The sequence below is a fragment of the Sphingopyxis sp. GW821-FHT12F08 genome, from assembly GCF_058806755.1.
Window position 1 is genome coordinate 982,476 of the sequence record NZ_JBXAQA010000001.1, and the last position, 25,084, is coordinate 1,007,559.

General features: G+C 66.6%; 24 protein-coding genes and 1 pseudogene. 20 read left to right on the forward strand and 5 right to left on the reverse strand.

What is annotated here, in order from left to right:
* The first annotated feature begins 1 nt into the window (after window position 1).
* The 13 genes from rplX to AC1RNQ_RS04860 all read left to right on the forward strand — a co-directional run bounded on the left by rplX (window position 2) and on the right by AC1RNQ_RS04860 (window position 7,247).
* The gene (gene rplX / locus AC1RNQ_RS04800; RefSeq protein ID WP_493169330.1) at window positions 2-319 is read left to right on the forward strand and encodes a 50S ribosomal protein L24; all 318 of its coding nucleotides are present in this window, start codon (window positions 2-4) and stop codon (window positions 317-319) included.
* The gene (rplE, locus tag AC1RNQ_RS04805; RefSeq protein WP_447765630.1) at window positions 312-890 is read left to right on the forward strand and encodes a 50S ribosomal protein L5; all 579 of its coding nucleotides are present in this window, start codon (window positions 312-314) and stop codon (window positions 888-890) included. The genes rplX and rplE overlap by 8 nt, the downstream gene beginning before the upstream one ends.
* Before the next feature lie 49 nt (window positions 891-939).
* Complete coding sequence (gene rpsN / locus AC1RNQ_RS04810) at window positions 940-1,245, forward strand: 30S ribosomal protein S14 (protein ID WP_058806659.1); 306 nt, start codon at window positions 940-942, stop codon at window positions 1,243-1,245.
* Between the two features lie 12 nt (window positions 1,246-1,257).
* Complete coding sequence (gene rpsH, locus AC1RNQ_RS04815) at window positions 1,258-1,662, forward strand: 30S ribosomal protein S8 (protein ID WP_058454357.1); 405 nt, start codon at window positions 1,258-1,260, stop codon at window positions 1,660-1,662.
* A complete protein-coding gene (rplF, locus tag AC1RNQ_RS04820) occupies window positions 1,662-2,195 on the forward strand; it encodes a 50S ribosomal protein L6 (RefSeq protein WP_493169333.1) in 534 nt (177 codons plus the stop codon). Before rpsH ends, rplF begins: the two co-directional genes overlap by 1 nt.
* A 3-nt stretch (window positions 2,196-2,198) precedes the next feature.
* Window positions 2,199-2,552 carry a 50S ribosomal protein L18 gene (gene rplR, locus AC1RNQ_RS04825; RefSeq protein WP_493169334.1) on the forward strand — a complete coding sequence of 118 codons (354 nt, stop codon included), beginning with the start codon at window positions 2,199-2,201 and terminating at the stop codon, window positions 2,550-2,552.
* A gap of 2 nt (window positions 2,553-2,554) precedes the next feature.
* The gene (gene rpsE, locus AC1RNQ_RS04830) at window positions 2,555-3,256 is read left to right on the forward strand and encodes a 30S ribosomal protein S5 (protein WP_493169336.1); all 702 of its coding nucleotides are present in this window, start codon (window positions 2,555-2,557) and stop codon (window positions 3,254-3,256) included.
* A gap of 4 nt (window positions 3,257-3,260) precedes the next feature.
* Window positions 3,261-3,446: a 50S ribosomal protein L30 gene (rpmD, locus tag AC1RNQ_RS04835; protein ID WP_237835816.1), complete on the forward strand. Its 186-nt coding sequence runs from the start codon at window positions 3,261-3,263 to the stop codon at window positions 3,444-3,446.
* Window positions 3,447-3,452: 6 nt separating this feature from the next.
* Window positions 3,453-3,659, forward strand: coding sequence for a DUF1737 domain-containing protein (locus AC1RNQ_RS04840; RefSeq protein ID WP_493169338.1), 207 nt, complete (start codon window positions 3,453-3,455; stop codon window positions 3,657-3,659).
* Window positions 3,660-3,719: 60 nt separating this feature from the next.
* Complete coding sequence (gene rplO, locus AC1RNQ_RS04845; RefSeq protein WP_493169339.1) at window positions 3,720-4,247, forward strand: 50S ribosomal protein L15; 528 nt, start codon at window positions 3,720-3,722, stop codon at window positions 4,245-4,247.
* 145 nt (window positions 4,248-4,392) lie between these two features.
* Window positions 4,393-5,766 carry a preprotein translocase subunit SecY gene (secY, locus tag AC1RNQ_RS04850; protein WP_493169341.1) on the forward strand — a complete coding sequence of 458 codons (1,374 nt, stop codon included), beginning with the start codon at window positions 4,393-4,395 and terminating at the stop codon, window positions 5,764-5,766.
* 48 nt (window positions 5,767-5,814) lie between these two features.
* Window positions 5,815-6,477 carry an adenylate kinase gene (locus tag AC1RNQ_RS04855; RefSeq protein WP_493169343.1) on the forward strand — a complete coding sequence of 221 codons (663 nt, stop codon included), beginning with the start codon at window positions 5,815-5,817 and terminating at the stop codon, window positions 6,475-6,477.
* Window positions 6,478-6,524: 47 nt separating this feature from the next.
* Window positions 6,525-7,247 (forward strand): SRPBCC family protein, encoded by a 723-nt coding sequence (locus AC1RNQ_RS04860; protein ID WP_493169344.1) that lies wholly within the window; start codon window positions 6,525-6,527, stop codon window positions 7,245-7,247.
* Between the two features lie 220 nt (window positions 7,248-7,467).
* On the opposite strand, the gene AC1RNQ_RS04865 is transcribed toward AC1RNQ_RS04860, so the two are convergent.
* Together AC1RNQ_RS04865 and AC1RNQ_RS04870 are read right to left on the reverse strand one after the other, a co-directional pair.
* Entirely contained in the window at window positions 7,468-7,989 is a 522-nt protein-coding gene (locus AC1RNQ_RS04865) for a YceD family protein (protein WP_493169345.1), read from the reverse strand.
* A complete protein-coding gene (locus tag AC1RNQ_RS04870; RefSeq protein ID WP_493169347.1) occupies window positions 7,986-8,513 on the reverse strand; it encodes a ubiquinol-cytochrome C chaperone family protein in 528 nt (175 codons plus the stop codon). The genes AC1RNQ_RS04865 and AC1RNQ_RS04870 overlap by 4 nt, the downstream gene beginning before the upstream one ends.
* 184 nt (window positions 8,514-8,697) lie before the next feature.
* On the opposite strand from AC1RNQ_RS04870, the gene AC1RNQ_RS04875 reads away from it, so the two are divergent.
* Complete coding sequence (locus AC1RNQ_RS04875; RefSeq protein WP_493169349.1) at window positions 8,698-9,195, forward strand: outer membrane protein assembly factor BamE; 498 nt, start codon at window positions 8,698-8,700, stop codon at window positions 9,193-9,195.
* Between the two features lie 165 nt (window positions 9,196-9,360).
* Here the strand turns inward: AC1RNQ_RS04875 and AC1RNQ_RS04880 are convergent, their stop codons facing one another.
* Window positions 9,361-11,625: an NADP-dependent malic enzyme gene (locus AC1RNQ_RS04880; protein ID WP_493169350.1), complete on the reverse strand. Its 2,265-nt coding sequence runs from the start codon at window positions 11,623-11,625 to the stop codon at window positions 9,361-9,363.
* Window positions 11,626-11,952: 327 nt separating this feature from the next.
* Here AC1RNQ_RS04880 and mutS point away from each other — a divergent pair, with 327 nt between their 5' ends.
* The 6 genes and pseudogenes from mutS (at window position 11,953) to AC1RNQ_RS04910 (ending at window position 21,513) form a co-directional block, all read left to right on the forward strand.
* Complete coding sequence (gene mutS, locus AC1RNQ_RS04885) at window positions 11,953-14,610, forward strand: DNA mismatch repair protein MutS (RefSeq protein ID WP_493169351.1); 2,658 nt, start codon at window positions 11,953-11,955, stop codon at window positions 14,608-14,610.
* Window positions 14,607-17,366: a [protein-PII] uridylyltransferase gene (locus AC1RNQ_RS04890; protein ID WP_493169352.1), complete on the forward strand. Its 2,760-nt coding sequence runs from the start codon at window positions 14,607-14,609 to the stop codon at window positions 17,364-17,366. Before mutS ends, AC1RNQ_RS04890 begins: the two co-directional genes overlap by 4 nt.
* A gap of 159 nt (window positions 17,367-17,525) precedes the next feature.
* The gene (locus tag AC1RNQ_RS04895; protein WP_493169353.1) at window positions 17,526-17,780 is read left to right on the forward strand and encodes a hypothetical protein; all 255 of its coding nucleotides are present in this window, start codon (window positions 17,526-17,528) and stop codon (window positions 17,778-17,780) included.
* 152 nt (window positions 17,781-17,932) lie between these two features.
* On the forward strand, window positions 17,933-19,117 hold the full coding sequence (locus tag AC1RNQ_RS04900; protein ID WP_493169355.1) for a L,D-transpeptidase scaffold domain-containing protein: 1,185 nt from the start codon (window positions 17,933-17,935) through the stop codon (window positions 19,115-19,117).
* A 10-nt stretch (window positions 19,118-19,127) separates the two neighbouring features.
* A pseudogene (locus AC1RNQ_RS04905) lies at window positions 19,128-19,389 on the forward strand (hypothetical protein); the annotation flags it as partial.
* Window positions 19,390-20,553: 1,164 nt separating this feature from the next.
* On the forward strand, window positions 20,554-21,513 hold the full coding sequence (locus AC1RNQ_RS04910) for a helix-turn-helix domain-containing protein (protein ID WP_493169357.1): 960 nt from the start codon (window positions 20,554-20,556) through the stop codon (window positions 21,511-21,513).
* A gap of 11 nt (window positions 21,514-21,524) precedes the next feature.
* Here the strand turns inward: AC1RNQ_RS04910 and pheT are convergent, their stop codons facing one another.
* Entirely contained in the window at window positions 21,525-23,912 is a 2,388-nt protein-coding gene (pheT, locus tag AC1RNQ_RS04915) for a phenylalanine--tRNA ligase subunit beta (RefSeq protein WP_493169359.1), read from the reverse strand.
* Window positions 23,909-25,003 carry a phenylalanine--tRNA ligase subunit alpha gene (pheS, locus tag AC1RNQ_RS04920; RefSeq protein ID WP_493169360.1) on the reverse strand — a complete coding sequence of 365 codons (1,095 nt, stop codon included), beginning with the start codon at window positions 25,001-25,003 and terminating at the stop codon, window positions 23,909-23,911. The genes pheT and pheS overlap by 4 nt, the downstream gene beginning before the upstream one ends.
* Window positions 25,004-25,084: the final 81 nt, after the last annotated feature.

The window sequence follows — 25,084 nt, forward strand, 5'->3', positions numbered from 1 at the left end:
CATGGCGAACAAGATCAAGAAGGGTGACACCGTCGTCGTCCTGTCCGGCAAGGACAAGGGCAAGACCGGCGAAGTGACGCGGAGCCTGCCCAAGGACGGCAAGATCGTCGTCGCGGGCGTCAACGTCATCACCCGCCACCGCAAGCCGAGCCAGACCAACCCGCAGGGCGGCCTGGAACGCAAGGAAGCGCCGCTCTTCGCGAGCAAGGTCGCGCTCGCCGATCCCAAGACCGGCAAGCCGACGCGCGTCCGTTTTGAAACCAGGGACGGCAAGAAGGTCCGCGTGGCCGTGAAGTCCGGGGAGACGCTCAATGGCTGACAACTACACCCCGCGCATGCGCAAGCGCTATGACGACGTGATCGTCAAGGCGATGACCGAGAAATTCGGTTACAAGAATGCGATGGAAGTGCCGAAGATCGACAAGATCGTGCTCAACATGGGCGTCGGCGAAGCCACGCAGGACAAGAAGAAGGTCGAAGCCGCGGCAGCCGAAATGGAGCTGATCGCCGGCCAGAAGCCCGTCGTGACCAAGGCGAAGAAGTCGATCGCACAGTTCAAGCTGCGCGAAGGCATGCCGATCGGCTGCAAGGTGACCCTGCGCCGCGAACGCATGTACGAATTCCTCGATCGGCTGATCACGATCGCGATGCCGCGCATCCGCGACTTTCGCGGCGTGTCGGCGACCAGCTTCGACGGCCGTGGCAATTATGCCATGGGCCTGAAAGAGCAGATCATCTTCCCCGAGATCAACTATGACCGCATCGACCAGGTGCGCGGCATGGACGTGATCGTCACCACCACCGCTCGCACGGATGAAGAAGCCCGCGAACTGCTCAAGCTGTTCGGCTTCCCCTTCCCGATCGAAGCGCAGGAAAAGGAAGCCGCCTGATCCTTCGGGACCAGGCAGGCTCTTTCAAGAAGGAAAGAGAACTTAAGTCATGGCGAAACTGAGTTCCGTGAACAAGAATGAGCGTCGCAAGAAGCTGGTGAAGAAATACGCCGGCCGCTATGCGAAGCTGAAGGCAATCGCGGCGGACACGTCGCTCGACGAAGGCGAGCGTCTGATCGCGCGCCTCAAGATGGCGGAAGTTCCGCGCAACGGCAATCCGACCCGCATCCGCAACCGCTGCGAGATGACCGGCCGCCCGCGCGCTTATTATCGCAAGTTCCGGCTGTGCCGTATTCAGCTCCGCGATCTGGCCAACAAGGGCCTGATCCCCGGCGTTGTGAAGTCGAGCTGGTAAGGAAGACGCAAGATGGCAATGACCGATCCTCTGGGTGATATGCTCACCCGCATCCGCAACGGCCAGCAGGCGAAGAAGGACAGCGTTCTCACGCCCGCCTCGACCCTGCGCGTCCGCGTTCTCGATGTGCTCCAGCGCGAAGGCTATATCCGCGGCTACAGCGAAGAATCGCTGGGCGCCAAGGGCCAGCACAAGGGCATCCGCATCGAGCTGAAATATTTCGAAGGGCAGCCGGCGATCCGCCATGTGGCGCGCGTTTCGAAGCCGGGCCGCCGCGTCTATTCGGGTTCGAAAGAATTGCCGATCGTGCGCAACGGCCTGGGCATCACCATCGTGTCGACCCCGCGCGGCGTTCTCTCGGACGCCGAAGCCCGCGAGCATAATGTCGGCGGCGAAGTGCTGGCGGAGGTGTTCTGATGTCGCGCATTGGTAAAAAGGCAGTGGAAATCCCCAGCGGCGTCACCGCCGCGATCGACGGCGGCCAGCTGTCGGTCAAGGGGCCCAAGGGCACGCTCGCGATGCCGCTTTCCGACAACATCAAATATGAAGTCGCCGAAGGCAGCATCTCGGTCCAGCCCGCGAACGCTACCCGCGAAGCCCGCGCTTTCTGGGGCATGCAGCGCACGCTGGTCCAGAACCTGGTCACGGGTGTGACCGAAGGCTTCACCAAGGTCCTCGAGATCACCGGTGTCGGCTATCGCGCCAACTCGCAGGGCAAGACGCTCAAGCTGCAGCTCGGCTACAGCCACGATGTCGATTTTGCGGTGCCGGAAGGCATCGAGATCAAGACGCCGGACAACACGACGATCGAGATCAGCGGCATCGACAAGCAGCAGGTCGGCCAGGTCGCGGCGGAAATCCGCCGTTGGCGCAAGCCCGAACCCTATAAGGGCAAGGGCATCAAATATCGCGGCGAGTACATCTTCCGCAAAGAAGGCAAGAAGAAGTAAGCCATGGCACATCTCACCTCTTTCCAGAAGCGCCGTCAGCGCGTTCGTACCGCCCTTCGCCAGCGCGCCGCCGGGCGTCCGCGCCTGTCGGTGCACCGTTCGGGCCGCCACATCTATGCGCAGCTCATCGATGACGCCGCCGGCAAGACGCTGGCTTCGGCTTCGACGCTCGACAAGGATGTCCGCGGCAAGACCGGCGCGACCACCGCGGCAGCCGCCGACGTTGGCAAGCGCCTCGCCGACGCCGCCAAGAAGGCCGGCGTGACCCAGGTCGTGTTCGACCGCGGCGGTTTCCTGTTCCACGGGCGCATCAAGGCGCTGGCCGACGCGGCACGCGAAGGCGGATTGGAGTTCTAATCATGGCAGACGAAGTACAGAACGTCGAAGGCGCTCCCGAAGCTGCCCCCACCGAAGGCCAGGCTCCGCGCCGCGGCCGCGGCGGCGGTCGCGATGGCGGCAACCGTGGCGGCCGTGACGGTGGCCGTGGCCGCCGCGACGATCGTCGCCCGCGCGACGAGGATGGCGGCGAAGAGCTCATCGAAAAGCTCGTCCACATCAACCGCGTCTCGAAGACCGTGAAGGGCGGCAAGCGCTTCGGTTTCGCCGCGCTCGTCGTCGTCGGCGACGGCAAGGGCCGCGCCGGTTTCGGTCATGGCAAGGCGCGCGAAGTGCCCGAAGCCATTTCGAAGGCGACCGCCGCCGCGAAGAAGGCGATGATCCGCGTTCCGCTGCGCGACGGCCGCACGCTGCACCATGACGGCCGCGGCCACTTCGGTGCCGGCAACGTCACGCTGCGCTCGGCACCCGCGGGTACCGGCATCATCGCCGGCGGCCCGATGCGCGCCGTGTTCGAATCGCTCGGCGTTGCCGATGTGGTGACCAAGTCGGTCGGCACCTCGAACCCCTATAACATGATCCGTGCGACCTTCGAGGCGCTCGGCGAACAGACCAGCCCCAAGTCGGTCGCGCAGCGTCGCGGCAAGAAGGTGTCGGATCTGATCAAGCGTGGCGGTGCGTCCGACCGCGCAGCCGAGGCCGAAGCCGCGGCGGTGACGGAGTAAGACCATGGCCGACAAGAAGATCAAGATCCGCCAGATCGGCTCGCCGATCCGTCGTCCCAAGGGCCAGCGCGCCATCCTGACCGGCCTCGGCCTGGGCAAGATGCACCGCGAGGTCGAACTGGTCGACACCCCGGAAGTGCGCGGCATGATCCGCAAGCTTCCGCACATGGTGGAAGTCATCGAGGGCTGAGGAGCGGTGAAGCTCTACCGCCTGTTGACCGGCCCCGACGACAGCGCCTTTTGCGCCCGCGTCGAAGGCCTGCTCAACCGGGGGTGGCAGCTTCACGGCGGCCCCTCGATTACCAGTGTCGATGGCCGCGGCTATGTCGCCCAGGCCATCGTGATGGAGAAGGCCGGGCCCTATCCCGGCTTTCAGCCGTCGAGTGAAATCCAACCGGACTAGCGCCTTTTCGAAAGGGGCAGGGCGGTTCCCAGCGCGAACATAGCGAAAGCGAGTGCAACTATGACTATCAAGCTTAACGAACTCAGCGACAATGCCGGCGCCCGCAAGGGCCGGATGCGCGTCGGACGCGGCATCGGCTCGGGCAAGGGCAAGACCGCCGGCCGTGGCCAGAAGGGCCAGAAGGCCCGCAGCGGCGTCGCGATCAACGGCTTCGAGGGGGGCCAGATGCCGCTCCACATGCGTATCCCGAAGCGCGGCTTCAACAATATCTTCGGCAAGGACTTCGCGATCGTCAATCTGGGCATGATCCAGAAGCTGATCGACGCCAAGACGCTCGACGCCAAGGGCGTGATCGATCACGCCGCGCTCAAGGCCGCCGGCGTTGCCCGCGGCGGCAAGGACGGCGTCCGCCTCCTCGCCAAGGGCGAACTGACCGCGAAGCTCAATTTCAAGGTCGCCGGCGCGTCGAAGGGCGCGATCGAGGCGGTCGAAAAGGCCGGCGGCAAGGTCGAACTGCCCGAGCCCAAGCCCGAGGGCGACGGCAAGAAAGCCAAGCGCAAGGCCGAAGCGGCCGCCAAGAAGGCCTGATGATTTTCGGAGGCGGCGCGGCACCGGGCCGCGCCGCCCCCGACGCATTTGAATCGGGCCTTTCCCCTTGCGCTTCACGACCACCGAACGCACATAGGCGCCGGGTCGCGGGGGGCGCGGTCCGGAAATCCGAGGAAAAATACCCATGGCCTCTCGCGCCGACCAGCTTGCTTCCAACCTGAACTTCTCGAAGTTCGGCCAGGCGACCGAACTCAAGAACCGCATCTGGTTCACGATCGGCGCGCTGATCGTCTTCCGCTTCCTGTCCTTCGTACCGCTGCCGGGCGTCGACCCCGTCGCGCTGGCGCAGGCGTATAAGCAGGCCGCCTCGGGCGGCGTTCTCGACATCTTCAACACCTTCTCGGGCGGCAGCCTCGAGCGCCTCAGCATCATCGCGCTCGGCGTGATGCCCTATATCACCGCTTCGATCGTGGTGCAGCTCGCCGCGGCGCTGGCCCCCAGCCTCGCCGCGCTCAAGAAAGAGGGCGAGAGCGGGCGCAAGAAGCTCAATCAATATACGCGCTACGGCACCGTCGCGCTGACCGCGATCCAGGCCTATTTCCTCGCGCTCACCGCCGAGGCATCGACCGGCGCGCAGGGCATCACCGTCGTGCTCGATCCGGGCATGTTGTTCCGCATTACCACCGTGATCAGCGTCGTCGGCGGCACGCTCTTCCTGATGTGGCTCGGCGAACAGATCACCAGCCGCGGCATCGGCAACGGCGTCTCGCTGATCATCATGGCGGGCATCCTCGCGCAGCTGCCGCGCAGCTTCGGCCAGATGTTCAGCCAGGTCCGCGAAGGCTCGATGGGCGGCGGCACCGTCTTTGCCGTGATCCTCGGCGCGGTCGCGATCATCGCTTTCATCAGCTTCATGGAACGCGCACAGCGCCGCGTGCTCGTCCAATATCCAAAGCGCGCGACCCAGCGCGGGGTGATGCAGGCCGACCGGAGCCATCTGCCCTTGAAGGTCAACACAGCGGGCGTGATCCCGCCGATCTTCGCTTCGTCGCTGCTGCTGATGCCGCTGACCATCACCCAGTTCATGGGCAATAATGTCACGAGCGACAGCGCGTCGGGCGACTTCTTGATTACGCTCAACCAGTATCTCGCGCACGGCCAGCCGCTCTACATGCTGCTCTACGCCGCGGGCATCATCTTCTTCTGCTTCTTCTACGTCGCCGTCGTCTTCAATCCGGAGGAAACCGCCGACAATCTGAAGCGCCAGAACGGCTTCATCCCCGGCATCCGCCCAGGCAAGAATACCGCCGCCTATCTCGACCATGTGCTCACGCGCATCACCGTGATCGGCGCGGCCTATCTGGCGCTGATCTGCCTGGTGCCCGAATATTTCATCGCGCGGTCGGGCCTGCCCTTCCAGCTCGGCGGCACCAGCCTGCTCATCATCGTCAACGTGACGATCGACACCATCACCCAGATTCAGAGCCATATGCTCGCGCACCAATATGGCGACCTCATCAAGAAGGCCAAATTGAAAGGCGGCGTTGCGCGCCGCTGATCGGCCCGCTACGCGAATCTCGAACGGGGCAGGGAAACAGGGGCCTTCATGACGCTCAACATCATACTTCTGGGTCCGCCGGGAGCGGGCAAGGGAACGCAGGCCTCGCGGCTCGAGGACGAGCATGGCATGATCCAGCTCTCGACCGGCGACATGCTGCGCGCCGCGGTCAAGACGGGCACGCCGATCGGCGTCCAGGCCAAGGCAGTGATGGACGCGGGTGAGCTGGTCTCGGACGAGATCGTTTCGGGCCTGATCGGCGAGCGCCTCGACGAGCTTGGCCCCGACGTCTCGGTGATCTTCGACGGCTATCCGCGCACCGCGGCGCAAGCCGCCTCGCTCGACCAGATCCTTGTCGACCGCGGCCGCAAGCTCGACCATGTGATCGAGCTGGTGGTCGAGGAGGACGCGCTCGTCGACCGCATCACCGGCCGCTTCAGCTGCGCCAAATGCGGCGAGGGCTATCACGACCGCTACAAGCTCCCCAAGGTGGCTGATGTTTGCGACGTTTGCGGCTCCGATGAGTTCAAGCGCCGCCCCGACGACAATGAGGAAACGGTGCGCACGCGCATGGCCGAATATCGTGCCAAGACCGCACCGATCCTGCCGATCTACGACGCCCGCGGCATCGTGACCCGCGTCGACGGCATGGCCGACATCGACGTCGTCAACGACGCGATCGAAACGATCCTCAGCGCCGCGACGGCCTAGCCAGCGTCCCCGGCGCCGGTTATGAACGGCGCCAAAGGGGACGGGCGATGAGAATTTCCACGACGATCGCAGCGGCGGCTCTGGCGGCCTTCGGCGTGCAATCCGCTGAGGCCAAGGTCATCGACCAGGGAGAAGCGGGCTTCACCGTCGCGCACACCGCGCAGGTCGCCGCGACCCCCGAAGATGTGTGGAAGATGCTCAAAATGCCCCAGAAATGGTGGTCGAAGGAGCATAGCTGGTCGGGCGACGCGGCCAATTTCTGGCTCGATTCGCAGGCCGGCGGCTGCTTCTGCGAGAAGCTCCCCGACACCGGCAAAGGCCTCGGCAGCGTCCAGCACGCGCGCATCCTCTTCGCCAAGCCGAACGAACTGCTCCGCCTCTCGGGCGCCTTCGGCCCGCTGCAGGGCGAGGCGCTGACCGGCACGCTGACGATCCAGATCAAGGAGACGCCGACCGGCGCGGCGATCCGCTTCGACTATGTCGTCGGCGGCTATATGCGCTTCGAGGTCCCCGAAATCGCCCCCGCGGTCGACGGGGTGATCGGCGAGCAGCTGGTCGGCCTCGCCAAGGCGCTCGGCGGCAGCTTGCCCCCGACGCGCGACGAGAAGGCGGCCGCCGAAGCCGGCGGCGAAAAGCCCGCGCCGGCCGCAAAGAAGAAGGACGCGCCCGAAAAGAAGGGATCGGGCCTCGACGATGCGGTCGCCGACCTCCTCACCGACCCGCCAAAGGGCGACGACGACACGCCGAATGACGCGGATACGCCCCAATAATTGCGGCCCAGCGAGAGGCGCGGTTCGCGCAAAGACGCAAAGGCAAGAAGAAGCAGTGCGCGGCCGCAAGGCCGCCTTCTCATCCTCGCCGCGTCCGATCGCCAAGTGGAAGGGATGAAGCCGCTTCGCGGTCGGCACGACATCTTTGCGTCTTTGCGCGAAACAAATTTTACCGGCATCTGCGATCCCGCGCACCATCTCTGGTGAAGCTTGAAGCGCCCTAAGTCACCTTGCCCCTGAGCGCCGCGAGCGCGCCGAACGGTCCCGCCTGCTCCTCGCTCAGCACGCCCTTGTCGGCGAGGATGCGGTCGGCGTCGGGGTGGCGCGGATAGGGATCGAGCGCGAGCGACAGCGTCTGCACCGCGACCTCGCCCAGGTCGACGCGGTCGTGCTCGAGCGGCAATATGTCGATCTCCTCGGCGCCCAGTTCGATCTCCTCATCCTCGGCGCCCGCCGGCATGTCGCGCAGATATTTGAGGTCGAAGGGCTCGGCGACCGTCGTCGGGACCGGCAGCCCGCTCGCGGCGCAGCTCTGCACCAGCGCGGCGCGGACCTCGCCGCGCACCGTCATCCCGCCCGCGACCACGCGCGCCGCGGCCGTCACCTCGAAACGCGACAGCTCGACCAAGTCCAGCCGTTTCGCGATCCGCGCGCGCGCCGCGTCATCGGCGGCGAGCTCGACGTCGCGCCCCTGGCCGGCCTCGATCAGCGTCACGACGTGCGAATATTCGGGGGCGCTCATGCGGCGTCCGGCAACCGGTCGGCGACGATCAGCGCGTCGACCGGCATCGCCGCGAGCGCAGCGCGCAATTTCGCCGCCTCTGCCGCGACATGCGCCAGACGCGCGTCGCCCGGCGCCTGCCCGCGCCACAAATTGCGCAACAGCGCGGCGCGCATCTCCTCGGACCCGTCGGGCGCGCGATAGGCGCCGAGCCGCCCGCCGAGCGCGCCGACCATCCGCCCGATCTGCTTGCCGACGACCATGTCGCCGAAGCCGATCTGGCGCATCTGCCCGTCCATGTCGGTGACGAACAATTCGGTGAGCTGCACGCCCGCGAGCGCCTGCCCGGGATCTTCGTCGATGCGGTGGAGCACCAGCGCCAGCACCAGGCCGATCATGTCGAAGCGCCCGTCGAGCGTGTCGGGGACGCCGCCCTCGACATACCAGTGCGGTGCGCGTGCGGTCCGAACCACGGCATCCCACAACGGGCGGCGCGCCTCGCGCGGGTCGGGGGCGGGCTTGAACAGGTTGCGGAGCGAAATCATGCGCCGTGCTTAGGCGTATTTGCGTGCGGCGAAAAGACCCGCCGGTCAGGCTCCAGCAAGCTTTGCTGCGTCACAAGCGGGCATGCCATAGGCCTTGTGCGCCGCGCCCGCTTGGCGCTAAGAGGCCCCACAACAAGCGCAGTCGCGGGGGCGAGCGGCAAGGCACGCGCAACGGAGACCATTGATGCCGCATATCACCACCAAATTTTCGGCCCGCCGGGCGCCCCTGCTGCTGGGCGCCGTCGCGCTCGCGCTGGCCAGCGGCGGCTGCGCACAGCTCAAGGGCCGCCAGGGCTATGTCGTCGACCCCGTGCTGACCGAGGCGATTGCGCCGGGCGTCGACAATCGCGAATCGGTGGAAAAGACGCTCGGCCGCCCGACCTTCGTCGGCCAGTTCAGCGACAATGAATATTATTATGTCTCGCGCGAGACGCGCCAGCTCGCTTTCGCCAACCCGCGCCCGGTCGCGCAACAGGTGCTGCGCGTGCGCTTCGATCCTGCGGGCAATGTCGTCGCGGTCGACCGCACCGGGCTCGAGCTGGTGAGCAAGATCAGCCCCGAAGGCGACAAGACCCCGACGCTGGGCCGCGAACGCAGCTTCTTCGAGGATATCTTCGGCAATATCGGCGCGGTCGGCGCCCCCGGCATGGGCGGCACCCCCGGCGGCAACACCGGGCCGTAAATTATAGGTCCTCCCCATCGCGAAGCGTTGGGGAGGGGGACCGCCGCCGCAGGCGGTGGTGGAGGGGTCTCGACGCTAGCTCTATTACCCCTCCGTCAGCGCTTCGCGCTGCCACCTCCCCATGGCTACGCCAAGGGGAGGACCTTTAATGGGGCCTTTGGAATCCTATTCCGCGATCCCGCCCGCGGCGAGCACCGCCAGCGTAACCAGGTCCGACGCCGGCGACGCCATCGTCGCGACCTGCACCGGCTTTTCCATCCCGATCAGCATCGGGCCGATCACCGCGCTGCCGCCGAGTTCGCGCAGCAGCTTGGCCGACAGATTGCCCGACTGCAGCCCGGGCATGACCAGCACATTCGCGGGTCCCGACAGGCGGCAGAAGGGATAGTTCGCCATCACCTTCGGGTTGAGCGCGACGTCGGGCGACATTTCGCCCTCATATTCGAACCCCGGCCCCCGCGCGTCGAGGATCGCCACCGCCTCGCGGATATTGTCGAGCCACGATCCCGGCGGGTTGCCGAAGGTCGAATAGGAGAGGAAGGCGACGCGCGGCTCATGCCCCATGCGCCGCGCGACCTGCGCGGTGCGCTCGGCGATATCGGCCAGCTGCTGCGCCGTCGGGCGCTCGTTGACCGTGGTGTCGGCCATGAAGATCGTGTGATGCTGGCCGACCAGGACATGGATGCCGAACGCGGTCTGCCCCTCGGCATGGTCGATCACGCGCCGCACCTCGCGCATCGTCTGCGAATAGGTGCGCGTCGTGCCGGTGATCATCGCGTCGGCGAGGCCCAGCTTCAGCAGCAGCGAGCCGAAGATGTTGCGGTCCCGGTTGACCATCCGCTCGACGTCGCGGCGCAGATATCCGCGCCGCTGCAGCCGTTCGTAGAGCATGTCGACCATCTCGGGCACGTGCGGCGAATTGACGCTGTTGTGGACCTCGAAATTCTCGGGGTCGGCGACGCCCATCTCCTTGAGCTTGTCGTGCAGCCCCTCGCGCCCGACGAGCACCGGAATGCCATAGCCGCCGTCGCGGAACTGGATCGCCGCGCGCAGCACCACCTCCTCCTCGCCCTCGGCAAAGACGACGCGCTTCGGATTGGCGCGCGCGGCCTCATAGGCGAGGGTCAGCACCGAGGTCGTCGGGTTGAGCCGCGCCTTCAGCGTGTTGCGATAGGCGGCCATGTCGGCGATCGGCTGCCCGGCGACGCCGGTGTCCATCGCGGCCTTCGCCACCGCCGCGGGGACGATCTCCATCAGCCGCGGGTCGAAGGGCGAGGGAATGATATATTCGGGGCCGAAGCTCGACGCCCGCCCGCCATAGGCCGCCGCCACTTCTTCGGGCACCTGCTGGCGCGCGAGGTCGGCGATCGCGTAAGCCGCGGCGATCTTCATCTCCTCGTTGATCGCGGTCGCGCGCACGTCGAGCGCGCCGCGGAAGATGAAGGGGAAGCACAGCACATTGTTGACCTGGTTCGGGAAATCCGAACGCCCCGTCGCGATGATCGCGTCGGGCCGCGCCGCGCGCGCGTCGGGGGGCGAGATTTCGGGATCGGGGTTCGCCATCGCAAAGATGATCGGCGCCGGCGCCATGTCCTTGACCATCTCGGGCTTCAGCGCGCCCGCCGCCGACAGGCCCAGGAACACGTCGGCGCCGATCAGCGCCTCGGTCAGGTCGCGCGCCTCGGTCGGCACTGCATGCGCCGACTTCCACTGGTCCATGCCCTCGGTGCGGCCCTGGTAGATCGTGCCCTTGCGGTCGCACATGATGACATTCTCGTGCCGCACACCCATCGACTTGATCAGCGCCGTACAAGCAATCGCCGCCGCGCCCGCGCCGTTGACGACGACCTTGACCGTCGACAGGTCGCGCCCGGTCAGGTGGCAGGCGTTGATCAGCCCTGCGGCGGTGATGATCGCGGTGCCATGCTGGTCGTCATGGAACACGGGGATGTTCATCTTCTCTTTCAGCGCCGCCTCGATGATGAAGCAGTTGGGCGCCGCGATATCCTCGAGGTTGATCCCGCCGAAGGTCGGCTCGAGCAGCTCGACCGCCTCGATGAAGCGCTGCGGATCCTCGGTCGCGACCTCGAGATCGATCGAATCGACGTCGGCGAAGCGCTTGAACAGCACGGCCTTGCCCTCCATCACCGGTTTCGATGCCAGCGCGCCGAGGTTGCCGAGGCCGAGGATCGCGGTGCCGTTCGAGATCACCGCGACCAGATTGCCCTTGATCGTATAGTCATAGGCGGTCGCCGGGTTCTCGGCGATCGCCTTCACCGGCACTGCGACGCCGGGCGAATAGGCGAGGCTCAAATCGCGCTGCGTCGCCATCGGTTTCGACGCGACGATCTCGATTTTTCCCGGGCGACCATATTCGTGGTAGAGCAGGGCTTCGCGATCCGAAAATTGCACCTTGCTGCCGCTGTCCATCGCATTTTCCCCTAATTTTGATTCTCAGACACGCGCGCCCAGTGCCCATTCCCTAGCGGCACTCGTCGCGATTGTAACCGCCAATATTGCCGCGTCGTGAAGGGGCGGCGGCGGGCCGAACGGGCCTCTATGGTATCGCCACCCTGAACTTGTTTCAGGGTCCATGGCCAGCCGTTGTCTTCAACACCGCGTCAAATTCGAGCTTGGGCCATGGATGCTGAACCAAGTTCAGCATGACGAGAATTGGAGAGCGGCTTTCGACTTCAAAAGCCGCAATTTCCCCCGCTCCACCTTGCCATGCCGTCCCCAATCACTAAGCAGGACGCGATGTCCGCCACCGCTGCTCAGCCTGCCGCCGCTTCGGCGTTTCCCGCCGCCACGCCGATGATGGCGCAATATTGGTCGCTCAAGGAGAAAGCGGGCGATTGCCTGCTCTTCTATCGCATGGGCGACTTCTTCGAACTCTTCTTCGACGACGCCAAGGCTGCGGCCGCGACGCTCGACATCGCGCTCACCGCGCGTGGCGAGCATGGCGGCGAGCCGGTGCCGATGTGCGGCGTGCCCGTCCATGCCGCCGAATCCTATCTCGCGCGGCTGATCAAGGCGGGGCACCGCGTCGCGATCGCCGAACAGGTCGAAAGCCCCGCCGAGGCGAAGGCGCGCGGCGGGTCGAAGGCGCTGGTCGCGCGCGCCATCGTCCGTTTCGTCACCGCGGGGACATTGACCGAGGAAAGCCTGCTCGAAGGGCGCAGCGCCAACCGCCTCGCCGCGCTCGCCGAGGTCGGCAGCGAGGGCGAGGTGGCGATCGCCGCCGCCGACATCTCGACCGGGCGCTTCGAAGTCGTCGCGGTGCCGCGCGCCGCGGTCGATGCCGAACTCGCGCGCCTCGCACCCTCCGAGCTGCTGGTCAGTGAAAGCGTCGGCGAACTTCCCGCGTGGAGCGTGCGCCAGGTCGTGCGCCGACCGCCGTCCGATTTTTCGAGCAATGCAGCGGAAAAGCGTCTCATAATGATGTTCGGCGTCCAGACGCTCGACGGTTTCGGCCAGTTCAGCCGCGGCGAGATCGCGGCGATGGGTGCGATCGCCGCCTATCTCGACCATGTCGGCACCGGCACGAGCGTCTTTCTCCAGCCGCCCGTGCGCCATCTCGCCTCGGGCCGCATGGCGATCGACGCCGCGACGCGCGAAAGCCTTGAACTCGTGCGCACCATGGCCGGCGCGCGCGACGGCAGCCTGCTCGGCACCATCGACCGCACGGTCACCGCCGCGGGCGCGCGCCTGCTCGCCGACGATCTCGCGAGCCCGCTCACCGACCGCGAGGCGATCCTCGACCGGCTCGATCTTGTCGATGCGCTCGCGCGCGACGCGCTGTGGCGTGGCGACCTGCGCAGCGCTCTCCGCGCCCTCCCCGACGCCGGGCGTGCCTTGGGGCGCCTCGTCGCCGGGCGCGGCGGCCCGCGCGACCTCGCGCAGCTTCGCGACGCGCTCGGCGGCGCGCGGAACCTGCGCGAACGGCTCGGGCGGCGCCCCGACCTGCCGCCTTTGTTGGCGCGCCTGCTCCCCGGGCTCGACGGCCATGGCGCGCTCGTCGACGAACTGTCGCGCGCGCTGATCGAAACCCCGCCGGTCGACGCCGCGCAGGGCGGTTATGTCGCCGAGGGCTATGACCATGCGCTCGACGCGTTGCGCGAAACCGCGCGCGACGGACGCAAGGCGATCGCCGCGCTCGAAGCGGGCTACCGCGACCGCACCGGCATCGCGTCGCTCAAGATCCGCCACAATGGCGTGCTCGGCTATCATGTCGAGGTCCCCGCAAAGCACGCCGACGCGCTGATGGCGCCCGATTCGGGCTTCACCCATCGCCAGACGCTGGCGGGCGTGGTGCGCTTCAACTCGTCCGACCTCCACGAGGCCGCGAGCCGCGTCACGCAGGCGGGAGTCCACGCCGTCGCCGCCGAGGCCGCGCATCTCGAATCGCTCACCGATGCCGCGACCGCGCGCCGCGAGGCGATCGCCGCCAGCTGCGACGTGCTCGCGCGGCTCGACGTCGCGGCCGCGCTCGCCGACCATGCGATGAGCCACAATTGGTGCCGCCCCGATCTGGCCGACGAACCGTGTCTCGACGTGACCGGCGGCCGCCACCCTGTGGTCGAGGCCGCGCTGGCGAAATCGGGCGAGCGCTTCGTCCCCAACGATGTCTCGCTTGCCGAAACCGACCGGCTCTGGCTCGTCACCGGCCCGAACATGGGCGGTAAATCGACCTTCCTGCGCCAGAATGCGCTGATCGTCGTGCTCGCACAGGCCGGCGGCTTCGTTCCCGCCTCGGCGGCGAAGCTCGGCCTCGTCGACCGGCTGTTCAGCCGCGTCGGCGCCAGCGACAATCTCGCGCGCGGGCGCTCGACCTTCATGGTCGAAATGGTCGAAACCGCCGCGATCCTCGCGCAGGCGACCCCGCAGAGCTTCGTCATATTGGACGAGGTCGGGCGGGGCACCTCGACCTACGACGGGCTCGCGCTCGCCTGGGCGGTGGTCGAGGCGGTGCACGAGGTCAACAAGTGCCGCTGCCTCTTCGCGACGCACTATCACGAACTCACGCGGCTGGCCGAAAGCCTCGACGCGCTCTCGCTCCACCATGTCCGCGCGCGCGAATGGCAGGGCGACCTCGTCCTCCTCCACGAACTCGCCGACGGTCCCGCCGACCGCAGCTACGGCCTCGCGGTCGCGCGCCTCGCGGGCGTGTCGCCCAAGGTGGTGAAACGCGCCGAGGCGGTGCTCGCGAAGCTCGAGGCGGGACGCGAGAAGACCGGCGGCCTCGCCGCGGGGCTCGACGACCTGCCGCTCTTCGCCGCGACGCTCGCCGCCGAACCCGCGCCGGTGAAGGACGCGCTCCGCGAAGCGCTCGCCGCCATCGACCCCGACGCGCTCACCCCGCGCGAGGCGCTCGACGCGCTCTACCGCCTGAAAGCGGCCGAGGGCGAGGGATGAGCGATCTTTTCGCCAACGTCGACGACCGCCGCGCGATCATCGACCGCCGCGCGCTCGCCGAACGGCTCGACGCGATCGCCGCCGAAACGAACGACAATGGCCGGCGCCGCCGCGCGATGGTCGAGTTGCTCAAGGCCGCGCTCGACGAGGGCCGCGCCGAGATCGCGCGCCGCCTGCTGATCCACCCCTCGGCGGGCCTCGTCGCGGCGCAGGCGACCGCCTTCCTGATCGACCAGATCGTCCGCCTCTCCTACGATTTCACCACCGGCCACCTCTATCCCGCGGGCAACCGTTCGGCGGGCGAGCGGATCACGATCATCGCGGTTGGCGGCTACGGCCGCGCCGAAATGGCGCCGTTCAGCGACATCGACATCGGCTTTTTGACCCCGTTCAAGCAGACGAGCTGGACCGAGCAGGTGATCGAGGCGCAGCTCTACACCATGTGGGACCTCGGGCTGAAGGTCGGCCATTCGTCGCGCTCGCTCGACGAGATGATCCGCGCCGCGAAGGACGATCTCACCATCCGCACCGCCTTGCTCGAAGGCCGCTTCATCTGGGGCGACCGCGCGCTTTACGACCAGGCCTCGGCGCGCTTCGATGCCGAGGTCGTCGCGGGAACCGCGCGCGCCTTCGTCGCCGAAAAGCTCGCCGAGCGCGACGAGCGGCACAAGCGCATGGGCGATTCGCGCTATGTCGTCGAACCCAATGTGAAGGAAGGGAAGGGCGGTTTGCGCGACCTCCACACGCTCTTCTGGATCGGCAAGTTCATCCACCGCGTGCGCACCGTGCCCGAACTCGTCGACGCCGGGCTGCTCAGCCCGCGCGAACTGCGCCAGTTCGCGCGGGCTGAAAATTTCCTGCTCGCGGTGCGCTGCCACCTCCACACGCTCGCCGGGCGCGCCGAGGACCGGCTGACCTTCGACTTCCAGCGCGAGATCGCGGCGCGCATGCATTTCGCCGACCGTCCAGGCAAAAGCTCGGTCGAGCGCTTCATGCAGCTCTATTTTCTCCATGCGAAGAGCGTCGGCGACGTCACCGGCACCTTCCTCGCGCATCTCGACGATCAGATGGCGGCGCGCGGGCGGCGCTTCCTGCCGACGATCCGGCGGCGCCCGGGCAAGCTCCACGGCTTCGTCCTCGACCGCGGCCGCCTCGCGCTGCCCTCGGACGATTTTTTCTCGGCTGATCCGGTGCGCCTGATCGAAATCTTCGCGCTCGCCGACAAGCACGGCCTCGAAATCCACCCGCTCGCGATGCGCCAAGCGCGCCACGATGCGAAGCTGATCGAGACGCAGGGCATCCGCCGCGTGCCCCGCGCGAACGAACTCTTCCTCGACGTGCTGACCTCGCCCCGCGATCCCGAAACGGTGCTGCGCTGGATGAACGAGGCGGGGGTGTTCGGCCGCTTCGTGCCCGATTTCGGCCGCGTCGTCGCGCAGATGCAGTTCGACATGTATCATCATTACACCGTCGACGAGCATACGATCCGCGCGATCGGCCTCCTCTCGGACATCGAGCAGGACCGGCTCAAGGACGACCATCCGCTCTCGACCGCGATCATGGGGCAGATCCATTCGCGCCGCACCGTCTATGTCGCGGTGCTGCTCCACGACATCGCCAAGGGCCGCGGCGGCGACCATAGCGTGCTCGGCGCCGAACTCGCGCTCCGCGTTTGCCCGCGTCTCGGGCTGAGCGAGGCCGAGACCGAGACCGTCTCGTGGCTCGTGCGCCACCACCTCCTGATGTCGGCGACCGCCTTCAAGCGCGACCTTGCCGATTTCAAGACGATCCTCGACTTCGCGCAGGTCGTGCAGTCGCCCGAGCGCCTCCGCCTGCTCCTCGTGCTCACCGTCGTCGACATCCGCGCGGTCGGTCCCGGGGTGTGGAACAGCTGGAAGCGGCAATTGCTCACCGAGTTGTTCGACGCCGCCGAGGAGGTGCTCCGCCTCGGCCACAAGCAGAAGGGCCGCGAGGCGCGCATCGCCGCGAAAAAGGAGGATGCGCAGGCGCTGCTAGCCCTCGACGACAAGGGCTTCGCCAAGCTCGCGAAGCGCCTCCCCGAAAGCTACTGGATCGCCGAACCGGTCGAGGTCATCGCCGCCAACCTCGCGCATATGCAGGCCGCGGATGGCGCGCCGCTCCACATCGCCGCAGTGCCCGACCAGGATCGCGGCGCGACGCTCGTCATGGTGCTCGCCGCCGACCACCCGGGGCTCTTCTACCGCATCGCCGGCGGCATCCACCTCGCCGGCGGCAATATCATCGACGCGCGCATCCACACGACGCGCGACGGCCTCGCGCTCGACAATTTCCTCGTCCAGGATCCGCTCGGCCGGCCCTTCGCCGAGGCGGGGCAGATCGGCCGGCTGACGCGCGCGATCGAGGATGCGCTCGCCAACCGCCACAAGCTCTTGCCCAAGCTCGAGGCGCGTGCCCTCCCGCGCACCCGCGCCGAGGCGTTCCGCATCGCCCCCAATGTCTTCATCGACAATAAGGCCTCCAATCGGTTTACCGTAATCGAGGTCAATGCGCAGGACCGCCCCGCGCTGCTCAACCAGCTCGCCTATGCGCTCTTCCAGTCGAAGGTTACGGTGCACAGCGCGCATGTCGCGACCTATGGCGAGCGCGCGGTCGACACCTTCTATGTCACCGACCTGCTCGGCGACAAGATCGACAGCGGGGCGCGCGTCAAGGGCCTCGAAAAGCGCCTGCTCGAAGCCGCGGCCAGCCGCAGCGAAGAGGCCGTCGCCGCCTGATCGGCACGCTTCGCCGCGGCGTCATGCCGTCGTTCCACCTCTCGTCTTCCAAAAGCCACCTTTGGCCGCAGGTCACAGGAAGCGCGGAAACATGCGCCATCGCGGCGGGTTGGATTCTCGGTCGCGCCCCTCCGGGCGCTTTGTCCAAGGGAGTGATCGATGCGAAACCAAATGCTCATCATGGCAGGCGCCACCGCGCTGCTGCTGTCGGCCTGCTCGAAGAACGAGGAAGTCGCCTACGCCCCGCCGCCGCCCCCGGCCCCCGCGGGCGCCGTCCCGGGCAGCGTCGCCGCCGACCGCGACGGCGACGGCATCATCGACGGCTATTACACCGCCGACGGTGTCTATCATCCCAACGCCGTCTACGCCCCGCCCCCGCCGCCCCCGCCGACCCGCGTCGGGGAAAAGGGCTGACCGTCCTGCCCGGGGGAGCGCGGCGCCGCCGCGCTCCCCTCTGCCTCGCTCCGCTGCTGCTTGCCTTCGCGGCGAGCCCGCCCGCCTACGCCGCCCCCAAGGCTAAAGCGAAGGCGGCCGCCCCCGCGCCCGTCAACGGCGCCATCGTCGCGATGCTGCGCGCCGAGGCTGACGGCGACCTCAAAAAATTCTACGCCGAACGCGGCTACCGCCCGCTCTGGCTGCGCGGCGCCAAGGTCGGTCCGCAGGCGCAGGCGCTGCTCGGCCACCTGTCCTCGGCAAGGCTCGACGGCCTGGACCCCTCCGACTACCGCCTCGAAAAACTGCGCCAGGCACTCGTCATGGCGAGCAGCGGCGACCCCGCGGCGCTCGCCGCGGCCGAGCTCGCCCTGTCCGACGCCTTCGCGCGCTACGTCCGCGACATGCGCACCCCCGGCAAGGCGAAGATGGTCTGGGCCGACGACGACCTCAAACCCCGGCGCCCCGACACCCGCACCGTGCTCCGCGCCGCCGCCTTCCCCAGGGATTTCGGCGCCTACATCGGCGGCATGGGCTGGATGAGCGAACATTATGTCCGCCTCCGCACCCTTGCCGGCCAGGCCGAAAGGCGCGGCACATCGAAGGACGCTATGGCGCGCCTCCGCCTCAACCTCGACCGCGCGCGGCTGCTCCCCGGCCCGTGGACGCATCATGTCGTCGTCGACGCCTCGTCGGGCCAGCTCTTCTATTACGGCGCAGGCAAGCGCGCGGGCACGATGAAGGTCGTCGTCGGCGCGCCCGAGACGCCGACCCCGATGCTCGCGGGCAAGCTGCAATGGGCGATCCTCAACCCCTATTGGAACGTCCCCGACTATCTCGCGCAGAAAAGCGTCGCGCCGAAAATCCTCGCGGGCCGCAGCCTCGCGTCGCTCCGCATGGAGGCGCTCTCCGACTGGGGTCCGAACGCGCAGAAGCTCGATCCCGCGACGATCGACTGGCCCGCGGTCGCGGCGGGCGACCGCGTGCTGCGCCTGCGCGAACTTCCCGGCGGCGCGAACTCGATGGGCAAGGTCAAATATCTCTTCCCGAACAAGCTCGGCATCTACCTCCACGACACCCCCGAGCGCGACCTGCTCAAAAAGGCCGACCGCCACTTCAGCAACGGCTGCATCCGGCTGGAAAATGCGGCACAGCTCGGCCAATGGCTCCTGCAACGCCCGCTGAACAGCAAATCGAAGACGCCCGAACAGGCCGTCGCGCTCCCGGTCGAAGTGCCGGTGTACCTTACCTACCTCACTGCAGTTGCGGCGGAGCGCGGTGTGGCGTTCAGGCCGGATGTTTATGGGCGGGATGGATAGGGGAGCGGTCCGCATTCGCGCCCAAGCCTTCCGCATCACCCCAACGTCTTCATCGACAATAATAAGGCGTAGAACCGCTTCACGGTGATCTAGTTCAACGTGCAGGACTACGCCGCACTGTTCAACCAGCCTATGCGCTCTTCCAGTCGAAGTGCACCGTCCACTCGGCCCACGTGGCCACCTGCGGCGAACGCGCGGACGACACACATTATGCCACCGACCTGATCGGCGACAAGATTGACAGCGCCGCGCGGTTGAAGGGGGTTGAATAACGGCTGCTGGAGGTGGCTGGGGTGGGCGCGAGGAGGCGGTGACGGCTTCGGGCAGCAGCTTTTGGGACAGGCGGAATCAATTATCGCGTCAATGCAAAGCTATATGATCGACGAAAGTGCGCTATACGAAAATTCTCAGCCGTTTTTTGCCGAGAGATGCGCGCGAAGGGGATCGTGGACATCAAGAATGCCGGGCAGCGAACTGTACCTCGCTGAGGTCAGTGCCTCTATAATCTTTGTGGGAGGGGCGCGGTCAAAAATGTTGCGACGGGAATTGCGGCGTTCGAAGGCCTGTTTCATCTCAAGAAATGGCATTTCCAGATCTCGCGGACGGCAGCATTCGCCATAGCGTCGGTCAGAACCGCAACTGCAAAGCTCACCCGCGGTAAACTGTACCAGTCGGTAATATGGATCACACCTGCCTATTTGATCCGGCATGGCATATTGACGCCCGACCCATTGCCCAAAAATAGCCAAGTGAAGGTGACGAAGAGCCCAGACGCTGTAGAGGTCTAGCAGTGTGCGCAAGTCGCCGCCGGGCGACCATGCGTTGTCAAGGGTGGGATGGTAGGCGCACACAGAGCCATCACCCATGTTGGTGTGTCGAGGGCCAATCCATTCGATTCGTTTCCCATGATCCCAAAACGCCCATCCTCGTGGCTCGATTTCCGGGAGGTCGGGTAAGATGATAAGGAATATGGCTTCCCGCGCTATGCCATCTAACACGCGGCTTCGCGCGAGAAGCCATACCCCGTGGTCATCAGGGAAAAGGGTGGCACCGGGATATGCCCGCTGCACATCTTCTAGCTGCCGGGCGTAGTTGCCGGCGAAGCCGACGACCCGTGGTTTGGCACCGGACGACCGTGGTCGACCGGACGCCCCTTTCCATCGGGCGGACCCTTTCCGTGACCGGGTTGCGGGTCTTCCCGCTCCTTGTCGTTGCTCATCACTACTCTCCTGGACCGTCGTTGAGGCAGGCCCGGGATCGAGGATTACAACACCCCCATCCTTCACCCGAACGGCTTGGTGAGCGTCCAACCCTCTGCCAATCCGCTGCAACTCAGCTCGCGCCTCTTCGCTCAACAGCGCTTCCAATTTGACCGTCGATGTGCGAGTCTGTGTCACCAGCACAGTGATGCACGTCGAGGGGGTGTGTGTCAATGCGTGCTGATCGCACAGTGGGTGGAAATGGATACGTTTGAGGAAAAGCTCGTCAGGGCGGTACGTAAGAAGCGTGACCGCGAAGGTCTCAGTATTAGGGCACTATCGTCGATCGTAGGGATAAGTTTCTCGACCCTCGCCCGTATTGAGCGCGGGGAGGGCGCGCCCGACAATAACTCTAAAATTAGGCTGCTGGAGTGGCTTGGCTCCGATGCGGAGGAACACCAGCTCAGCTTTGATCGCGTGGCATTTGTGCATTTTCGCGCCGGGAAGAATGCATCTTCGGGCACGATCCAGACTCTGCTTCACGCCGCTGTTTGTCTGCGACAGCATTACGCTGAAGAAGATGCGTTGGAATCCAGTAACTCGCTGACCGACACAGATGTTGTCGCGATGTCGAAAGATGAGCTTGAGAATGCTGCAGAGGATTTTCGTAAAGATCTTGGCCTCAAGAGGGATGATCCTCTCGACCCGTTCCACCTAGTCGTCGATTCGGTGGTGGTCGAGTGTTTGCGATCGTCTTCGCGCATCGATGTGAAAACGAAGGCGATACTCGCAGGATCTGCCTGCAACGAGTGGTCGGCGATGAGCGTGCCGCTAAACTCGGCCCAAGATAGCTGGGTTGTCTTCTTAAATGATTGCCACACGCTTCAGAGGCAGCGGGTTACGTTGCTAGAAGAGTATTGGCACATCCTTTCAGGACATAAGCTTACCAAAATAGCGAAGATAGCCGGATCTTTTGGACGTACATATGACAATGCCGAAGAGCACGACGCATACTTTTTGGCTTCCGCGACACTTCTTCCTCGGGAGGCAGTCAAGCGCATGGTAAGCGGAGGAAAGAGCGCGGTCCAAATCGCTGCTGCATATGGAACATCTCCCGAGCTTGTCGAATATCGCATCAAACGTCTTGGGCTTTGGCGCGAGCACGTGGGAAAAAAGGTAAGCTTACAAGCACCTTAAAGCCTGCGATCTCACCCCCGCAACACCGCCCCAACCTTCGCAGCCGCAGCCACCACCTTATCCGCAATCGCCTTCAACTCAGCCTCGGCGAAGCTCTTCTCGGCCGGTTGCAGCACGACTTCGACTGCCAGGCTCACCTGTCCCTCGGGCACGCCCTGGCCTGCGAAGCGGTCGAACAGGCGCGCGTCGGTGATCACCGCCTTGTCGGCGCCCTTCACCGCGCGGACCAGGTCGCCCGCCGCCAGCGTGTCGGGCGCGAGGAAGGCGAAGTCGCGGCGCACCGGCTGCAGCGCGGGCGGGGTGAAGGCGCTGCGCGCGGGGCCGCTCGCGCGTTTCGCGGGGATCGCGTCGAGGAAGATCTGCACCGCCATCACCGCGCCGTCGACGTCGTAATGTCGCGCGAGCGAAGGATGCAGCGCGCCGAATTCGGCGAGCACCGCCTTGGGGCCGAGCCGCAGCGTCGCGGCCTGTCCGGGGTGCCAGATGCCGGGCTCGGCGACGGGCTCCATCACCTGCAGCCGGTCGGCGGGCGCGCCCGCGGCGTCGAGCAGCGCCAGCGCGGCGGCCTTGGCGTCATAGGCGTCGAACGCCGCCGCCTTGCCCGCCTGCCAGCCGCGCTCGGCCTTGCTGCCTGCCATCACGATGCACAGGGTCGGATGCTCGGCGTCGCTCAGATAGCGGCGCCCGATCTCGAACAGGCGGATGCTGTCGGCGCCGCGATTCTGGTTGCGCGCCGCCGCGGCGAGCAGCCCGGGCAGCAGCGACGGGCGCATGACTTTCAAATCCTCGCTGATCGGATTGGCGAGGCTCCACGCGCCGCCGCCGAAGGGCGCGGCCTCGCGGTCCGAAACGAAGCTCCACGTCACCGCCTCATGATAGCCGGCCGCCGCGGCGGCGCGGCGCAGGCGGCGTTCGAGCAGCTGCTCGGGCGTTGCGGTCGGCTTGGCGACGCCGTCGCTGCGCGGCAGCGCCACCGACTCCACCGCGTCGAAGCTGGTAATTCGCGTAACTTCCTCGACGATGTCGGGCGCGGCGTCGACGTCGCGGCGCCAGCTCGGCACTGCGATTTGCCAGGGGCTGCCCTCGGTGACGCCGAAACCCAGCGATTCGAGGATCGCGCGCTGTTTGGCGGGTTCGATCGCGATGCCGCCCAAGGTCGCCGACAGCGCCGGGTCATAGGCCACCGTCTTGGTCTCCAGCGGCGGTTCGCCCGCGCGCGTCATCGCCGACGCCGTGCCGCCACAGATGTCGAGGATCAGCCGCGTCACGATCTCGGTCGCGTCGCCCAGGAACGCCGGGTCGACCCCGCGCTCGAAACGGCTGCGTGCGTCGCTGGTCAGCGCCAGCGCCTGCCCGGTCAGCGCGATGCGTTCGGGGGTGAAATAGGCGATCTCGACCAGTATGTCGGTCGTCGCCTCGCTGCATCCCGAATGCTCGCCGCCCATGATGCCCGCGATGTCGTGGACGCCCTTATCGTCGGCGATCACCGTCATACTGTCGGTGAGGCTATAATCCTTGCCGTTCAAGGCGGTGACGGTCTCGCCCGCCTTCGCGCGGCGCGCGACGAGCGGACCGGTCAGCTGCGCGTGGTCGTAGATATGGCTCGGGCGGCCGAGGTCGAACATCACGTAATTGCTGATGTCGACGAGCGCCGAGATCGAGCGCTGACCGATCGCTTCCAGCCGGCGGCGCATCCATTCGGGAGTGGCGACGCGGTTGTCGACGCCCGCGATGGTGCGGCCATAGAAAGCGGGGCAGGCCTCGGCATCGTCGGTCCGGATTTCGGTCGCCATCGGACCCTGCCCGTCGATCGCCGGCACCGCGAGCGGCTTCAGCGTGCCGAGCCCCGCGGCGGCGAGGTCGCGCGCGATGCCGCGCACGCCCATACAGTCCTGCCGGTTCGGGGTGATCGAGATGTCGACCACCGGGTCGCCCGCGCCGCTATAGTCGGCGAAGGGCGTGCCCACCGGCGCATCGGCGGGAAGCTCGATGATCCCGTCATGGTCGTCGCCGAGTTCGAGCTCGCGCGTCGAGCACATCATGCCGTTCGATTCGACCCCGCGGACGGCCGCGACCTTCAGCTCCATGCCGTTCGCGGGCACCACCGCGCCGGGCAGGCCGAGCACGCCGACCAGCCCCGCGCGCGCGTTGGGCGCGCCGCACACCACGGTCAGCGGCGCGCCGCCGTCCCCCGTGTCGACGGTCAGCACCTGCAGCTTGTCGGCCTGCGGATGTTTCTCGGCGGTCAGCACGCGCGCGACGCGGAAACCCGCGAGTTTCTCGGCCGGATTCTCGACGCCTTCGACCTCGTGGCCGATGCGATTGAGCGTGGCGACAACATCGGCGACGCTGAAATCGCCTTCCAGATGCTCGCGCAGCCAGTCGAGGGTAATCTTCATGCCGAAATCCCCCCGCTCAGCGTCGGCACCGACAGCGCGCCGAACCCGTAATGGCTCAGCCAGCGCAGGTCGCCGTCGAAGAAGGCGCGCAGGTCGTCCATGCCATATTTGAGCATCGCGAGCCGATCGACCCCGACCCCGAAAGCGAAGCCCTGCCACACATCGGGGTCGAGCCCGCAATTGGCGATCACGCGGCGGTTGACCATGCCGCTGCCGAGCAGCTCCATCCAGCTATGCCCCTCGTCGTCGCCGTGGCCGCCGACGATTCTGCGGCCTTTTTCTTGGGCGTAGCCGACATCGACCTCCGCCGAGGGCTCGGTGAAGGGGAAATAGCTCGGACGCAGCCGCAGCACGATGTCGTCGGTCTCGAAATAGGCCTTGAGGAAGGTTTCGAGCGTGTATTTGAGGTGTCCCATATGGATGCCGCGGTCGATGACCAGCCCCTCGACCTGATGGAACATCGGGGTGTGCGTCGCGTCGCTGTCGCTGCGATACACCCGGCCCGGCGCGATGATGCGGATCGGCGGTTCCTGCGACATCATCGTGCGGATCTGCACCGGCGAGGTGTGGGTGCGCAGCAACATCTTCTGCCCGTCGGCATTCGCGTCGGGGAAGTAGAAAGTGTCGTGCATCGCGCGCGCCGGATGCGTCTCGGGAATGTTGAGCGCCGTGAAATTGTGCCAGTCGTCCTCGATCTCGGGGCCCGTCGCGACCGCGAAGCCCATGTCGGCGAAAATTTCGGCGAGTTCGTCCATCACCTGGCTCACCGGATGCACGCTGCCGCGCGGGGTCGCGGCGGCCGGGAGCGTCATGTCGAGCTTCTCGCCCGCGAGCTTCGCCTCGAGCGCCGCGCTTTCGAGCGCCGCCTTGCGCGCCGCCAGCGCCGCGGTGACCGTCTCGCGCAGCGTGTGGATTTGCGGGCCGACGCTCTGGCGCTCCTCGGGGGTCATGCCGCCCAGCGTCTTGAGCAGCCCGGTAACGCTGCCCGCCTTACCGAGCGCGGCGACGCGCAGCGCCTCGAGCGCGTCGAGGTCGGTCGCGGCGGCGATCGCGCCGGTCAGCTCGGCCTGCATGGCCTGATAATTGCTCATGGTCGTTTGTCCTGCGGCGGCGGATATGCCGCGCTTTGTCGCGCCGCCGCTTGCACCGAAGGCGGCGCGCGGGTCAAGTGC

Excerpts from the sequence above, each read along its gene's own strand:
- AC1RNQ_RS04870 (WP_493169347.1), bottom strand. The coding sequence starts at position 8,513 with ATGATTTCGCTCCGCAACCTGTTCAAGCCCGCCCCCGACCCGCGCGAG.
- rplE (WP_447765630.1), top strand. The coding sequence starts at position 312 with ATGGCTGACAACTACACCCCGCGCATGCGCAAGCGCTATGACGACGTG.
- rpsE (WP_493169336.1), top strand. The coding sequence starts at position 2,555 with ATGGCAGACGAAGTACAGAACGTCGAAGGCGCTCCCGAAGCTGCCCCC.
- rpsN (WP_058806659.1), top strand. The coding sequence starts at position 940 with ATGGCGAAACTGAGTTCCGTGAACAAGAATGAGCGTCGCAAGAAGCTG.
- AC1RNQ_RS04890 (WP_493169352.1), top strand. The coding sequence starts at position 14,607 with ATGAGCGATCTTTTCGCCAACGTCGACGACCGCCGCGCGATCATCGAC.
- AC1RNQ_RS04895 (WP_493169353.1), top strand. The coding sequence starts at position 17,526 with ATGCGAAACCAAATGCTCATCATGGCAGGCGCCACCGCGCTGCTGCTG.
- rpsH (WP_058454357.1), top strand. The coding sequence starts at position 1,258 with ATGGCAATGACCGATCCTCTGGGTGATATGCTCACCCGCATCCGCAAC.
- AC1RNQ_RS04880 (WP_493169350.1), bottom strand. The coding sequence starts at position 11,625 with ATGGACAGCGGCAGCAAGGTGCAATTTTCGGATCGCGAAGCCCTGCTC.
- AC1RNQ_RS04855 (WP_493169343.1), top strand. The coding sequence starts at position 5,815 with ATGACGCTCAACATCATACTTCTGGGTCCGCCGGGAGCGGGCAAGGGA.
- pheT (WP_493169359.1), bottom strand. The coding sequence starts at position 23,912 with ATGAAGATTACCCTCGACTGGCTGCGCGAGCATCTGGAAGGCGATTTC.
- rplF (WP_493169333.1), top strand. The coding sequence starts at position 1,662 with ATGTCGCGCATTGGTAAAAAGGCAGTGGAAATCCCCAGCGGCGTCACC.
- AC1RNQ_RS04860 (WP_493169344.1), top strand. The coding sequence starts at position 6,525 with ATGAGAATTTCCACGACGATCGCAGCGGCGGCTCTGGCGGCCTTCGGC.
- rplR (WP_493169334.1), top strand. The coding sequence starts at position 2,199 with ATGGCACATCTCACCTCTTTCCAGAAGCGCCGTCAGCGCGTTCGTACC.
- pheS (WP_493169360.1), bottom strand. The coding sequence starts at position 25,003 with ATGAGCAATTATCAGGCCATGCAGGCCGAGCTGACCGGCGCGATCGCC.
- AC1RNQ_RS04865 (WP_493169345.1), bottom strand. The coding sequence starts at position 7,989 with ATGAGCGCCCCCGAATATTCGCACGTCGTGACGCTGATCGAGGCCGGC.
- rplX (WP_493169330.1), top strand. The coding sequence starts at position 2 with ATGGCGAACAAGATCAAGAAGGGTGACACCGTCGTCGTCCTGTCCGGC.
- secY (WP_493169341.1), top strand. The coding sequence starts at position 4,393 with ATGGCCTCTCGCGCCGACCAGCTTGCTTCCAACCTGAACTTCTCGAAG.
- AC1RNQ_RS04900 (WP_493169355.1), top strand. The coding sequence starts at position 17,933 with ATGCTGCGCGCCGAGGCTGACGGCGACCTCAAAAAATTCTACGCCGAA.
- rplO (WP_493169339.1), top strand. The coding sequence starts at position 3,720 with ATGACTATCAAGCTTAACGAACTCAGCGACAATGCCGGCGCCCGCAAG.
- mutS (WP_493169351.1), top strand. The coding sequence starts at position 11,953 with ATGTCCGCCACCGCTGCTCAGCCTGCCGCCGCTTCGGCGTTTCCCGCC.
- rpmD (WP_237835816.1), top strand. The coding sequence starts at position 3,261 with ATGGCCGACAAGAAGATCAAGATCCGCCAGATCGGCTCGCCGATCCGT.
- AC1RNQ_RS04875 (WP_493169349.1), top strand. The coding sequence starts at position 8,698 with ATGCCGCATATCACCACCAAATTTTCGGCCCGCCGGGCGCCCCTGCTG.